The organism is Dorea ammoniilytica (assembly GCF_025567415.1).
Classification (GTDB): Bacteria; Bacillota; Clostridia; order Lachnospirales; family Lachnospiraceae; genus Claveliimonas; species Claveliimonas ammoniilytica.
In genome coordinates this window covers 220080-234321 of record NZ_JAOQJV010000001.1, presented here as the reverse complement: position 1 = coordinate 234321, position 14242 = coordinate 220080, and the positions used below count along the sequence as shown (strand labels likewise).

The following is a 14242-nucleotide window of genomic DNA, read 5'->3' as shown; positions in this document are numbered from 1 at the left end:
TCCCTAGATATCAAGCTCTGCCTCTGTCGCATTGTCGTAGATAAATGCACGGCGCGGCGGCACTTCTGTCCCCATCAGCATCTCCGTCACACTGGATGCCATTCTGGCATCCTCGATCTCTACTAATTTCATTACACGAGTCTCCGGGTTCAACGTTGTCTCCCAGAGCTGCTCTGCGTCCATCTCGCCCAGACCTTTGTATCTCTGTAAGGTAAATGGTCCCTCGTGGGTCTTACGATAACGTTCTAATGCCTTGTCATCATAGAGATATTCTTCCTCACCCTTCTTCGGCATTGCCTTATAGAGCGGAGGCATCGCGATATATACATGTCCTTCGTAAATCAGTTCCGGCATAAAACGATAAAACAAAGTTAACAGCAGGGTGGAAATATGTGCTCCATCCACATCTGCATCTGCCATGATAATAATCTTGTCATACCGCAGTTTGGTAATGTCAAAGTCATTGCCGTATCCTTCGGAGAAACCGCATCCGAATGCATTAATCATTGTCTTGATCTCCGCATTGGCAAGAATCTTGTCGATACTTGCTTTTTCTACATTCAGGATTTTACCGCGGATCGGCAGGATTGCCTGATACATACGATCTCTGGCTGTCTTGGCAGAACCTCCCGCAGAATCTCCCTCCACGATAAAGATCTCGCATTTGGACGCATCCCTGCTCTCACAGTTAGCAAGCTTGCCGTTACTGTCAAAGGAATACTTCTGCTTGGTCAGCAGATTCGTCTTTGCGCGTTCCTCTGTCTTACGGATCTTGGCTGCCTTTTCTGCGCAGGCAAGCACCTTCTTTAAGGTATCCAGATTGCGGTCAAAATAGCGTACAACTTCCTCACCGGTTACCTTTCCTGTCGCTTTGGCAGCATCCGGGTTATCCAGCTTTGTCTTTGTCTGTCCCTCGAATCTAGGATCCGAATGTTTAATCGATACGATGGCTGTCATACCATTACGGATATCCGCTCCGGTAAAGTTCGCATCCTTATCCTTCAGGATACCCAGTTCTCTGGCATACTGATTCATCACTGTGGTAAATGTTGTCTTAAATCCGGTCAGATGGGTTCCGCCCTCTGCGTTATAGATATTATTACAGAAGCCAAGTACATTTTCATGGAACTCATTGACATACTGAAACGCAACCTCGACCTCAACGCCTTCTGCTGTTCCCCTATAATACACCGGTTCATGGATGACTTCTTTCTTAGCATTCAGATCGCGGATAAAGCCAATGATACCGTCCGGCTCGTGATATTCGATATGTTCGGTCTCTTCTCCACGTTTATCTTCATATATAATTGTTAAGTTCGGATTCAGATAAGCCGTCTCATGCATGCGGCTCTTGATCTCTTCCCCGCGGAATTTCGTCTTCTCAAAGATCGTATCATCCGGCAGGAAGCTGACCTTCGTTCCTGTCTTTCTTGTCTTACTGATCTTCGGCAACAGTCCATCTTCCAATTCAATTACCGGAACACCACGCTCATAGCGGTCATGATGCACATATCCGTCTCTGCTGATCTCCACGTCCATCCATGCAGACAGCGCATTGACTACAGAAGAACCCACACCGTGCAGACCACCGCTGGTCTTATAGGCCGAGTCATCGAATTTACCGCCCGCATGCAGTGTCGTGTACACCAGTCTGGCAGCAGACATGCCCTTTGCATGCATGCCGACAGGCACGCCTCGTCCGTTATCCACCACGGTTGCCGATCCGTCTTTTTCCAATGTCACATGAATCTCGGAACAGAATCCCGCCAGATGCTCATCCACTGCATTATCCACGATCTCATAGATCAGATGATTCAGACCTTTCGTTGAGGTACTTCCGATATACATACCCGGTCTCTTACGGACTGCCTCCAGCCCCTCCAGCACCGAGATACTGTCCGCATCATATGTAGCTTTATTCGCCATGTTAATTAGTCCTTTCTACTATTTCGCATACTTACCCATGTTGTATTAGAATATCACAAATGTTTCTTTTTCGCAAAGAATTTATTTTAGTGATCGTTACCAATCACTTTACCAGCACCTGATTCAGCAGCTCCGCTAAGATGTCCATCGCATTTTTCATTTCCTGTACGGTATTCGTCTGCGCACCCGCCTCAATCAGCAGACTCTTCGGCATCAGATGCATGTTATAACGGTATCCTCGCAGATAGATCCGTCTGGCAAAATCCGGATACTTCTCACTTGCCGCCACCTGCATCTGCAGAGAAAATGCAAGATTATCCTGTATGTAAGGATTGGCAAGATAATCAATCTCACCGTTTGACCTGGTCTTACTTAGTCCGTTAAAGAACATAATCTGGGCTGTTGGCTTTCCATTGATCTCCGTCACCAAATGGGTTCCCTCACCCACGCCATCCCTGTGCAAGTCAATCACCACCTCAATGGATGGGTTATTTTTCAGAATCTCTGCGATCTCCGGTTTCGCCAGATCATATGCTTTGCTTCGATCCAATTCTCCATTGATCAGATCATAGACACCTATATGATGCATTGTTTCTATATGATATGTCTGATTCAACAGGTCCGTCAGATAATCTCCGATTCCCACAATCGATGTAGACGGATCTCCAGGTACCGAATCCGCAAACATTTCCTGGGAATGGGTATGATAGATCAGGATCTTCGGTCCTCCTGTCTCTTGATTAATATGAAGATCCTTGCTCATAAGCTCTGTCCCATTCAGTTCATCACTGCGGATCATCGTGGAACTGTCCACCGTATAGAAATGGCTCAGCAGATAGTTAAAATCTCCCATTTTCTCCGGAGATACATCAATGCCTGTGCCCACTCCTTCCGTCTTAGCTGAATCATCCTCGCCGATTAACGCCCCATTCGCATCCACCGCATTCTCATCTGACGCCTGTTCCGCCAGAATCTTTGCAATTGTCTCTGCATCCTCCACTTCGGTCTCCCATTCTGATTTTTCATCCAAATACGTACCTAACGGTATCAGCTCGGCTGCCTTTCCTTCCAGCCATTCCTTCCAGTCACCATTTTTATCCTCTGCCACATATACCATTCCGGGCAGATAACACTCCGCCGACTGCCTGACCAGCATATCGGTAATCTCCTCCCAGATCATATCCCAGGAAAATACGCCCATATTCCACAATATATATGCCCCCAAGATCACTGACAGCATCAGAATCAGGCAACGGTTGATCTTTACATGTCCACTCCGCATCGTTCACTCACCTCCGGCAGTCTGCCGTACTGCTGTTATCCTATGCCGTCCCGGTGTAAAATATGCCAATACATCTGCATTTATTCCACACATACACACAATTGATTGATCGCATCACAGACAATCCGACTGATCCGCCTCACTGTATCATCGATATCCTTTGGCGTCACGAACATTCCATTCAAATGTGGGGAAATGAGTTCTTTCACCAATTCGTATTTTTCCGTGGCATTATATCCCTGTAATACCAGTCCGACACCACGCAACGCCTCCGAAGTCTCCAGTGCCTGAATCAGATTCTCCATAGAATCATTAACGATTGTCGCTGCATCTACCACTGTTGGCACACCGATTGCGATTACAGGAATCCCCAATGTCTCCTGACAGATCGCACTGCGGTGATTCCCAACGCCGGATCCCGGCTGGATCCCAGTATCTGCCACCTGGATCGTGCGGTTCAGTCGCTTCGTATTCCGCGCAGCCAACGCATCAATCGCGATTACAAGATCCGGCTCCGTCTCTTTCACAATTCCCTTCACAATTTCTACCGTCTCCATGCCGGTCTGTCCCATCACTCCCGGCACAATCGCGCTGACCAGACGCATCCGCTGATCATGTAATGCATACCTGCCATACTCACGGATCACATGACGGGTGATATTCAGATGATCTGCCACGTACGGTCCCAGTGCATCCGGTGTCACCATCCGGTTGCCAAGTCCCACTACCAGCACCGACTCCTGCTTTCCCTTATGATCTTTCAAAATGCGTCTGAGCAGCTTCTCCAGTTCATCCGAAATATCCCGGTGGATCTCTTCGTTATCATCCGCCATCCCCGGTGCCTCCAGCGTCAGGTAATTCCCTACAGGCTTCCCCATGGTTCTTGCCCCCTTCTCTGTCTCAATCTTCACCATCGTGATGCGGATCTCCTTCTGCTCATCATAATGTTCCTCCAACACCACGCCTGATATCTCTACATCATCCGATTCAAACCGTTCCTTTTCTTCCAATGCAAGATCCGTACGCACATTGAACTTGTCGATCATACCTAGTCTCTCTCCTTCATACTCATTTTCCATTAGTTTTTACAGCTTTTGTCAAAATATGTATTGACAAGCACACCTAATTATTCTAATATAATTAAGTACGTTTTATCAGAGCGTCCGTGTCTGTTCTGATAAACATGAATGAAATTATAATTAATCCATGATATCGGAGGTGGACAAATTGGCTAACATCAAATCTGCAAAGAAAAGAATTTTAGTAAACGAGACAAAGGCTGCAAGAAATAAAGCGATCAAATCTAAGGTTAAGACTTGCGTAAAGAAAGTTGAGACTGCTGTAGCAAAGAAAGACGCTACTGCTGCTCAGGACGCACTGAAGGTTGCTATTTCTGAGATCAACAAAGCTGGTTCTAAGGGAGTTTACCACAAGAACACTTGCTCAAGAAAGATTGCACGTTTATCAAAAGCTGTAAACGAAATCGCTTAATTTATTTGAATAAAGTAAACGAAACAAAAGACATCCATTACCGTCATGATGGATGTCTTTTTTGTTTATTTTTTTACATTCCACTCCCAGAACCCGTCATCATCTGTCAGTTCTATCGTCTGTATCAGTTCCGGATCATCCTTATCATAGATAACTCTCCACTCCGTCTCGAAGTCTTTCGTCTCAGCCTCCTTATAATCACTTGTCTCTGCCTGCACTGTCACTTTTATGTGCTGTATATTATCATTTTTCTCAACAAGTTCAATCTTTTTTACAGATGTCTGACAGCCATTCACATCAGAAGCTCCCAGAAAATAAATCCGTTCCTGACTGTTCAAGAATGTATCAAACATTCCTTTTGCAAAGCAGTCTCCCACTGTCTCATCCCAGGCATTTTTCTCTTCTTCCACTGCTTTCTGTGTTGCTTCTATTTCCTCTTCATCTGGTACATCTGTTCCTATTCCTATTTCAGTAGGCTGAGCATGATATAACTCTTCATTCGGAGATTCCACGATAGCATGTAATAATTTTGTAGTAGAATCAGGAACTTCATTCTGTTTAGAACAGCCAATTAACGCATTTATCACAAAAGCTCCCATCACAATTATTCGTATATTACGCTTCATATACCATTTCCCCTTTCCATTTAAGAATACACAGCACGCCCAACCCCGTCATCACAACGAGTTCAGGCATCATCCGTTATCTTCTTACTACTCCAACTTGAACTTCCAGATTCTCTACACTTTTAACATTATCAAAAACATACTCTATCTCTATTTCCGTCACTTTAGGGAAGAATCCATAATTATTGAGCCATGTGAAATAATTTTCCCCCACCCACTTGGGACCTCCCATATTAATTCCTTCACCCTTTTTTCCAAATTTAATATCATATACGTTTGTATTAAAATACTCAATATAATAATCCTTAGCATTTATTGTTATTATATTTTCCTCGTTATACGGACGAAAAACAGTCTTCTGTATTATTTTCACTGTTGCCGTATCAGGTTTTGCAGGGTTTTTAGAAATAATAACAATTGTATTTTTAGTCTCACTTTCAACAATATCATTTTCTCCGAGTTGAAACGGTGCTAATTCACGTATATCTCTTGTCATAAAAATATATTGATTTACAACAAAAATACTCGTTATAACTATCAATATTATGATTGCAAATACTTTTATTATACATTTCAACTTTTCATAATACATATCCTTAATACCTATATGTTATTGCTTGAGAGTCATAATTTCCACCTGAAAATCCAAGTGAAATACCAGATATTGAAACACTAATTCCTAATGCTCCTTATGGCTGTATTTCTGCCGCTGAAGCCATCATAGAGCTAAAACTTAAACTTAACATCATAACGAGCATAATAGAACATATTTTTTTCTTCATATTATCTTTCTCCTTTACTTCATCATATAGTAACTTATTAGCACTGCCACACCTAATACCAGTGCTATTCCACATTCCAGAACCACTTCAATGCATCTCATTTTCTTTAAAAATGCATCTTCCATTCCAAGCGCATATAATATCTGATGATTTCTCGCCTTGTCCTGGCGTTCCGCTTCCAACAGCTGGCTTACCACGATAACCACCATGATAAGATAAAATATTCCAAAGATAATGAATGTGCCTGTAACGGAATAGCAGGTCTGCTGTCTGCCTGCATACTCTTCATGGTAATTGATCAGGTCGATATTTCCAGCCTTTTTCACACAGCTTAGTATATGCGTCTCTGCATCGTAAGCATCCGCTGTATCATCTACCAATATCCGTACCTTCTCACAATAATCATCCACGGTATTTATGCCATATTGTTTCCAGAAATTCTTTCCTGTGACCGCACAGATACCACTGCTGGCAGGATAAGGTGGATGTATATTTTTTTCGGAAGATGCGCGCAAAATTGCATTAACCCGCATCTGCTTCGTCTGCACTTCTTTTTTTCCATGATAGGTAACAGATAACTGATCACCGGCTTTGATCTGTGATTCCCGAATGTCACTGTCTTTCACCATTTCTTTTATATACCACGGCAGATATATGCCTTCCATATCGTCCTGCTCTCGAAGTGGACTTAATACAAGGATACAGAAGTTGCCGCTTTCAAATTCTTCTCGTGTAACGGTTCCTTCCTGAACATCTGCCAGGAATCTCTGCAGATCTTCCCAGCGCGTGACTCCCAGTGCATGAAAAGAAATGTTATGAGCATTCACATTTTCCTTAAAAAGCTGCTCTGTCTCCAGTATTTTTTCAATATATGGGCTTTGTTCATACTCCGACAAATCAATGGTATATTCTGTTTCATTACGTTCGTCACTATCTGTAGAATAATATGCTTCTGCCGATTCCACACCTTCAATCTGAGACAATGTCTGAACTGTAAGTTTACTAATCCCTTGTGTGTTTGAATCCGGCTGCACATTTAACATATATCCATTGCCTGTATACTGACGGTCTCTTGCAAGTTCTTCCCAGTCCGACCGTATCTCCAGATACCCCGTACCGCACATCACTAATACGCTTGCTATCAGCAGAATCTGTATGCCTTTACGCAGTTTTCTGTAATTCCAGTCACACAGCACCATAGAAAGAGGTGTCAGTCTGGTAATCTGATTTTTTCTTTTTGATAATTTAATTTTCTGGCGGTCTGTACCTCCTTTCCTGAATTTATTTAATTTCATGCATGAAAAGAAATAACTAAATGAAAATACGAAAAAGCTGTATAATAGTGTTCCTGCATATGCTTTTCCGGTCACTTTTGCAGCTAACGGATAGCCAAGTATCTTCTCCCATCCTTTCATAGCTGCCAGGTACGTCAATGTACCGAGACCCATTCCGGTTATAGACGCAATCAGATAACACGCACAGGCTTCAAAGATCAGTATCTGGTACATCTGCTTCTTCTCCATTCCAAGTGCATCCAGAATCTTCCACATCTCCTGACGTTTCTGAACAGAGTGCGACACCATCAGATACAACACACAGGCTGCCGCTACTGCGATTACCACACGGATTGCCTGAAGAAATCCGATATATGGCATTTGCTTCACCACATCCTGATTCCATTTTGCATTTTCTTCCATACCGCAGGTCAGCTTATCGCTTTTCTTCAAATCTTCATAAACCGAGTCTCCCTTGTCTGCCCGAATCAGCATATGAGACTCCAATGGACTGCCAATCCGCTCTGCTCCTGCTTTTGTCACAATTCCTGTCGGAAACCGATTCCGGTTACAGATGTCCCAGTTGACCTGATAGTCCTTGATGACACCACACAATGTATAGGTATAAGCCTTTCCGACCATATCATTCTGATACGCAGTCGTAGTAACGATATTTAACGTAATCTTCTCCCCCGGCTCTCCCTGGTAACCAAGCGCGGTAAGCATGCCGGATTCCATAGCAATCTCCTGTTCATTTTCCGGAAGATGCCCTTTTAACATCTGCAAATATCCGATATTCCACGCAGTCTGATCCATCGTTCCGATATTCGCCTGCTTATTGTCCATATAAGAACCAGCCAGCACACCATATATCTGAATCTTCCCTTTGGATTCGATAAATGGATGATCTTCTATTAAAGTCTGCGAATCTGCATCCATGTTTACCAGTCCATATTCCCATTCGCCATAGATGTTCTTACGCTGGTTCATCACTGCACTGCTTATCCCATCTGTAATGAGAAAGCCTGTCTGCATCAGCATACACGCAAGAATGGCAACCCACACCACCATCAGGCAATACTTTTTCTGGCGTTTCATCCATTGTAAACTAATATTCCATTCAATATGCCTTATCCCGTGATTTTCTTTCATCGCAGCTTCCCATCCTCCAGTATCACGATACGGTCTGCGTAATTGGCGCTTTCCATATCGTGCGTCACCATCACAATCGTCTGCAGATACATTTCTCTGGATGCCCGAAGCATCCGCATAATTTCCTGTCCGGTGCGGTAATCCAGGTTCCCGGTCGGCTCATCAGCAAGGATGATCTCCGGTTTTGCCGCCATTGCTCTGGCAATTGCCACTCGTTGCTGTTCGCCACCAGACAGTTCTTCCGGATAATCCATGCATCTCTCCCACAATCCTGCCCGCTCCAGAATCTGCTGAATATAATCCCTGTCCGGATTCTGATGTGCGATATACAGAGGCATGCAGACATTATCCCAGATCGTATATTCCTGAAGAAGCTGATATTTCTGAAATACAAAGCCGATAGAACCCTGGCGCATCTCACACCGCTCCTGCCTAGAAAGTGTCTGGATCTCCTTCTCACCGATCCACACTTTTCCTTCATCTGCATCTTCCAGTGTCCCTGCAATTTTCAGAAAAGTGGACTTGCCAGATCCGCTTCGTCCCATGACTGCCACAAACTCTCCGCGCTCCGCAGTAAAATCAAGATTTTTCAGTGCCTGGATGCTTTTTAGTCCAAGCTGATAACTCTTGCTTACATGTTTCATTCGAATTATTGTATCCATATATCCCCACCTCCTTGATCTGTCCTTCTGACTCAGATTATAAAGCACGTATCTTACTGTTCTCTTAATCTTATCTTACAATTCTGTAAGATTGCTGCCGGCGTCTTTCGCTGTAAATATAGGCAGCAGAATCTGAAATGTCGTTCCTGTCTCATCCGATTCTAATACGCGTACGGTTCCCTGATGCATACGAAAGATTTCACGCGACAGATGGAGTCCAATGCCAAAACTGTCTTTTTTATCTCCATCGGTCTGATAAAAACGGTCAAATATCTTTTCACGCTGATCCATCGTTATCTCTGCTCCGCTGTTATAGATACGGATATCATATTGCCCGATTGAAACGTCCAGTGTCATACGTATCTGCCCGTTTTCCGGTGTATGCTCTGTGGCATTTTTCAATAAGTTTTTAAATGCCTCCCTGACCCAGAATGCATCACATGATAACATAGTTTCTTCAGGGATTTCCTGTTGAAAATCGATACTTTTCGCCGCCCTCAGTGGCTCTACTGCATCTACTGACTCATTAAGAAGTTCCGACAGATTCTCTTTCTTCTTTTTCATCCATATCTTTCCGGAATCAATCTGCGCAAGCCGGAGCAGTGATGCCGTCATGTCTGACATACGCTCCAGCTGGTTAATGCATTGCCCCAGTCTTCTCTGTCTCTGCTCATCTGCTTCCGTATCCTGCAGATACTCTAGTCCAAGCATCATTCCTGCCGTCGGAGTTTTCAACTGATGAGCAATATTCTCCATATAGGCTCCCATCTTCTCACGTTCTTTTATCACGTAATCTTTTTCTTCCTGTAATCTGGTCCGCTCTTCTTCCCGTATCTGTTCTGCATATTTTTCGGCTCTCGCAGCATTTTTCCTGCACCGGTAACAATCATATGCCATTCCTGTCAGACAGAGCATTACTGTCATCACAACATACCAATTTCTACCATAAGATATAATCGTCTGGTAAAGGTTATCCTCACCTGTCTTTTCAAGTCCTGCATCCCGTATGCTCTGCAATCCACTCTGATAATCTTCCTCCTGAAATTCACCAAAAATGGCAGTCTCAACATCTGTCTGATGTTCCAGGCTGCCAACAAGCGATATCATCCGAGAAATATACATACTTCCCAGACGATACTGATATGCACAGAAAATAATCATTATCGTTCCAAAGATAACGAGCCATTTTCCTGTGATTTTTAACATGTCTTTTTTAGAAAAATGATCCATACACAACCTCGGTTCTGTCTGTCCACCGATATCCAAGTCCTCGTCTGGTCTCTATCGGCACAGGCTCTGAATCGACTGTCAACTTGCTGCGAATCCGGTTCATATACACTGACAATGCATTATCATCCACGTCATGATCATTGTTCTCCCAAATCAGATCCAAAAGTTTCCCCCGTGTGACCAGACCAGGAGCATTATTTATCAAACTATATAAAATGCGGTATTCCGTCAGCGTCAGGTCTGCCGCGCGGTCATTCACATACACGGTGTGGCTGTTCAAATCCAGAAAAATATGTCCGCTCCGGATGCCTTCTGGTCTCATCTGCTGAGTTTGATTCGAATGCTTAAGCAAAGATTTGATACGTGCCAGAAGTTCCAGTGTCCGAAACGGCTTCACCACATAGTCATCACCGCCTGCTTCAAGTCCTTCGACAATATAGCTTTCATTGTCATACGCTGATAGGAACAAAACCGGATTTTCCGTAGCGGTTCTGATTTTCCGGCAAAGAGAAATCCCGTTGCCATCCGGAAGCTTCATATCCAGAATATACAGCATATATGTATCCTCTTTTATCTTTTTCTCTGCCTCTTCGCAAGTTGCTGCCACATCCGTTTTCCAGTTACGAAGCTGCAGTGCATCTACAATTCCCTGACGGACCATTTCGTCATCTTCTACGATCAGAATAGTATTCCGCATGACTTATCCTCCACTACTTTTCTGCTTTCAGTGTACCATACAATGGATTCAGATTCATTTCAAATGTAAAGCTCTCTTCATCGAATCGATACTTCTCTTTCAGTCTCGGTCCACAGCTCTGCGATCCGATTCCATTCTGTTTATAGTCCAGACACAACACGGTGCTTTCGCATGGTTCAAGCTCATAATTATGTGCTTTTTCCGTCAGTTCTTCCTGCGTATACTCAGATACGTTAAATGCAAATGACTGCGCTCCATATGCAACAATTCCAAGTACGCTTCCTTTCACGATCACGTAATCGCAGTCTGCATGGCTTCCGTTTTCCTGTGGACGGATATAATCCTCATGCTGATCCGTTACGCTGCCCGTATAGATTCCATGACTGCCTGCTTTGCATTTATCGATATAACTTTCCTGTGGTCCTACGCCGTAATATTCCAACTGATCCATATCCTTTTTCAGGAACAGACGCAGACCAAATCTCGGAAGTTCCGGCAGCTCCGGATTCTTCACGACATCCATTTTTACCGATATTCTTCCATCCGCATCGAGTTTCCAGACTGCATCGATATCCATAAGTCTCTGTACTGTGATTGCAAGCAGTGCCATCTTACTGTGGATTTCTACTCCGGCATCAGTCACTGCATACTCCGTGGTGTAGGCTCTCGTTGTTGTCTGATGATACCTTGCTTTCTGCCATTCTACGCGGATAATCCGATCGTTGTCCGTCGGTGCCCGCCATACATTCACTTCCATTGGTCGATCCAGTAATACTTTGCCATCTGCCTCCAGTTGCCCAAAGATTCCGTGAAGCTTATCGTAGGTATAACAGAAACGCGCACCTTTCACGATCAGCTGCCGCTCTGTTTCTTCCACTTCTATCGCTTCGGCATTTTCTATATTACTGTTAAGCCAGTCTGTAACTCTTCGATTGTTTCCATCTACATTTTCCAGTAATATCTCGTCAAATCCGAGTTCATACCCCTGACTGCGGATTGCATCTGCATGTTTCAATTGATAGGTCAATTTTAAATAGACCCTGCCCTTCTCCGGCACATTGACAGGTAACTGTATGTTTCCTGCCTGATGCGGATTGATTGCAGGAACTTCAGTCAGGTTCAGCTGTCCGGATTCAACGAGTGTCCCATCGCAACTCACCTCATATGCTACGTCCACATACTCCTGAAGACTCAGATAATTCATCTCATTTTTCAGAATCACATATCCTTCTGCCTGATTATACTCTGTAACCCGAACCGGTCTGTGCACATTCTTATATTCTAAAAGTCCCGTGTGTGGTGTGCGGTCAGGATATACCATTCCGTCCATACAGAAATTGCCGTCATTCGGATATTCACCATGATCACCGCCGTAGTAGTAAATGTCCTTTCCATTCTCTTCCGTTCCTTTGTAAATAGCATGATCACACCATTCCCAGATAAATCCGCCACAGAGACAGTCGTATGTCTCAATCATTTCAAAATAATCTTCGTAATCTCCGGCTCCGTTTCCCATAGAATGACAGTATTCGCACAGGATCATCGGCTTATCAGGTTCAGATTCACAGTATTCTTCCACCTGCTCATAGAGCGGATACATTCTGCTGTAGAGATCCAGATTGGAATAATCATATCTGCGCTTTTTCCCTTTGTGCAAAGCACCTTCATAATGTGTAAGTCGGCCTGGATCATACGCTTTCGTCCATGCAAGCGCTTTCTCGGTTGTACAGCCGTAACCACTCTCATTACCCATTGACCAGATAACGACACATGGACGGTTCTTGTCCCGTTCTATCATTTTCTTCACTCTGTCCAACACTGCTTCTTCATATTCCGGATTATCCGTAATCAGCTCATTCCATCTGCTCGTCCGCTCCTCACGGGTGTCATTTTTATAATACAGATTCATCGTTCCATGACTCTCATAATCTGCTTCATCGATCACGAAAAATCCGTATTTATCACACATCTGATAAAACATCGGTGCATTCGGATAGTGGCTGGTGCGGATTGCATTGATATTATGCCGCTTCATCAGCTCCAGATCCTTCTTCATCTGATCTACGCTGATGGTAAATCCTGTTACCGGATCGGAATCATGGCGGTTCACACCGCGGAACTTCACAGGTGCCCCATTGATATAGACGACGCTGTTCTCGACATGGATCTCTCGGATTCCGATATATTCTGTGATCACCTCGTGTTCCGTCTCCAAAACCAGCGTGTAGAGATACGGCTGTTCACTGTTCCACAACACAGGATCATCGATTACCAGCTCCGTCTCATTTTCAAATGTTATTTCGTGAATCAGACAGTTATCTGCCGTGTATACTCTTGCCATTACAGGAAGCACCTGATCCAGATAGCTGGTCTGAATCTGTATCTTCCCTTTTCGATCATCTGCTTCCGGCACTGCACGGATCGTGTAATCGTAAATGCACTGCTTCGGGCGTTCTAATAAATACACATCCCGAAAGATTCCCGACATACGGAACTTGTCCTGATCTTCCAGATAACTTCCGTCACACCATTTCAACACCAGAACAGCCAGCGTATTTTCTCCTTCTGCGATCTGATCTGTGATATCAAATTCATTCAAAGAATGCGACACCTGACCATAACCCACGTATGTTCCGTTCAGCCACACATAAAAGCAGGAATCCACGCCTTCAAATTCCAGATACACTTTTGGCGCATCTGCATTCGTTTTGTACGGAAACTTATGAATGTATGCCCCGCACGGGTTATCTAACGGTACATAAGGAGGGTCCACCGGAAATGGATAATCGGATTCGATATACTGATGAGACTCATAACCGTAATTCTGCCATACACCCGGTACCGGAACCGTATCATATTCTTCTACTGGATAATCAGTCTTGTAAAATTCATCCTGCAGATCATAGATACTCTTATAATAACGGAACTTCCAGTTCCCATTTAACAATTGCAGACGATCTGACTGTTCTCTGTGTTCGATCAGATTGTCCATCCGCTTTGATGCCGGAACATAGTATGCCCGGTTCGGCATGGTATTCTCGTGCAGTATATGAGGGTCTTCGTAGTAATGTGGTATGATCATAGGTCTTCCTCCTTGTGTCTCCGATTCTTGTTTTCAGT

At 44.0% G+C, this 14242-nt stretch carries 11 protein-coding genes; 1 reads left to right on the top strand and 10 read right to left on the bottom strand.

Going from position 1 to position 14242, the window contains the following annotated elements:
- Positions 1-3 precede the first annotated feature (3 nt).
- From OCV65_RS01110 to gpr, 3 genes are all read right to left on the bottom strand, one after another.
- Positions 4-1926 carry a DNA gyrase/topoisomerase IV subunit B gene (locus OCV65_RS01110; RefSeq protein ID WP_262580635.1) on the bottom strand — a complete coding sequence of 641 codons (1923 nt, stop codon included), beginning with the start codon at positions 1924-1926 and terminating at the stop codon, positions 4-6.
- Positions 1927-2029: 103 nt separating this feature from the next.
- The gene (locus tag OCV65_RS01105) at positions 2030-3208 is read right to left on the bottom strand and encodes a stage II sporulation protein P (protein WP_262580634.1); all 1179 of its coding nucleotides are present in this window, start codon (positions 3206-3208) and stop codon (positions 2030-2032) included.
- A gap of 80 nt (positions 3209-3288) precedes the next feature.
- Positions 3289-4254, bottom strand: a complete 966-nt coding sequence (gene gpr, locus OCV65_RS01100) for a GPR endopeptidase (protein ID WP_262580632.1) — start codon at positions 4252-4254, stop codon at positions 3289-3291.
- Positions 4255-4435: 181 nt separating this feature from the next.
- Between gpr and rpsT the strand changes: the two genes are divergently transcribed.
- Positions 4436-4699 (top strand): 30S ribosomal protein S20, encoded by a 264-nt coding sequence (gene rpsT, locus OCV65_RS01095; protein WP_262580630.1) that lies wholly within the window; start codon positions 4436-4438, stop codon positions 4697-4699.
- A gap of 65 nt (positions 4700-4764) precedes the next feature.
- On the opposite strand, the gene OCV65_RS01090 is transcribed toward rpsT, so the two are convergent.
- The 7 genes from OCV65_RS01090 to OCV65_RS01060 form a co-directional block, all read right to left on the bottom strand.
- Positions 4765-5325: a hypothetical protein gene (locus tag OCV65_RS01090; protein WP_262580629.1), complete on the bottom strand. Its 561-nt coding sequence runs from the start codon at positions 5323-5325 to the stop codon at positions 4765-4767.
- Positions 5326-5401: 76 nt separating this feature from the next.
- A complete protein-coding gene (locus OCV65_RS01085; RefSeq protein WP_262580627.1) occupies positions 5402-5917 on the bottom strand; it encodes a hypothetical protein in 516 nt (171 codons plus the stop codon).
- Between the two features lie 204 nt (positions 5918-6121).
- Positions 6122-8533 carry an ABC transporter permease gene (locus tag OCV65_RS01080; protein ID WP_262580626.1) on the bottom strand — a complete coding sequence of 804 codons (2412 nt, stop codon included), beginning with the start codon at positions 8531-8533 and terminating at the stop codon, positions 6122-6124.
- Positions 8530-9195, bottom strand: coding sequence for an ABC transporter ATP-binding protein (locus OCV65_RS01075; RefSeq protein ID WP_262580625.1), 666 nt, complete (start codon positions 9193-9195; stop codon positions 8530-8532). The genes OCV65_RS01080 and OCV65_RS01075 overlap by 4 nt, the downstream gene beginning before the upstream one ends.
- 75 nt (positions 9196-9270) lie before the next feature.
- On the bottom strand, positions 9271-10425 hold the full coding sequence (locus OCV65_RS01070) for a sensor histidine kinase (RefSeq protein WP_262580624.1): 1155 nt from the start codon (positions 10423-10425) through the stop codon (positions 9271-9273).
- Positions 10409-11122 (bottom strand): response regulator transcription factor, encoded by a 714-nt coding sequence (locus tag OCV65_RS01065; protein WP_262580623.1) that lies wholly within the window; start codon positions 11120-11122, stop codon positions 10409-10411. The genes OCV65_RS01070 and OCV65_RS01065 overlap by 17 nt, the downstream gene beginning before the upstream one ends.
- Before the next feature lie 13 nt (positions 11123-11135).
- A complete protein-coding gene (locus OCV65_RS01060) occupies positions 11136-14204 on the bottom strand; it encodes a glycoside hydrolase family 2 TIM barrel-domain containing protein (protein WP_262580622.1) in 3069 nt (1022 codons plus the stop codon).
- Positions 14205-14242 lie beyond the last annotated feature (38 nt).

Bases quoted from the DNA above. Each gene is read 5' to 3' on its own strand.
- OCV65_RS01060 (WP_262580622.1), bottom strand. From the start codon at position 14,204: ATGATCATACCACATTACTACGAAGACCCTCATATACTGCACGAGAAT.
- gpr (WP_262580632.1), bottom strand. From the start codon at position 4,254: ATGATCGACAAGTTCAATGTGCGTACGGATCTTGCATTGGAAGAAAAG.
- OCV65_RS01065 (WP_262580623.1), bottom strand. From the start codon at position 11,122: ATGCGGAATACTATTCTGATCGTAGAAGATGACGAAATGGTCCGTCAG.
- OCV65_RS01110 (WP_262580635.1), bottom strand. From the start codon at position 1,926: ATGGCGAATAAAGCTACATATGATGCGGACAGTATCTCGGTGCTGGAG.
- OCV65_RS01080 (WP_262580626.1), bottom strand. From the start codon at position 8,533: ATGAAAGAAAATCACGGGATAAGGCATATTGAATGGAATATTAGTTTA.
- OCV65_RS01090 (WP_262580629.1), bottom strand. From the start codon at position 5,325: ATGAAGCGTAATATACGAATAATTGTGATGGGAGCTTTTGTGATAAAT.
- OCV65_RS01085 (WP_262580627.1), bottom strand. From the start codon at position 5,917: ATGTATTATGAAAAGTTGAAATGTATAATAAAAGTATTTGCAATCATA.
- OCV65_RS01075 (WP_262580625.1), bottom strand. From the start codon at position 9,195: ATGGATACAATAATTCGAATGAAACATGTAAGCAAGAGTTATCAGCTT.
- OCV65_RS01070 (WP_262580624.1), bottom strand. From the start codon at position 10,425: ATGGATCATTTTTCTAAAAAAGACATGTTAAAAATCACAGGAAAATGG.
- OCV65_RS01105 (WP_262580634.1), bottom strand. From the start codon at position 3,208: ATGCGGAGTGGACATGTAAAGATCAACCGTTGCCTGATTCTGATGCTG.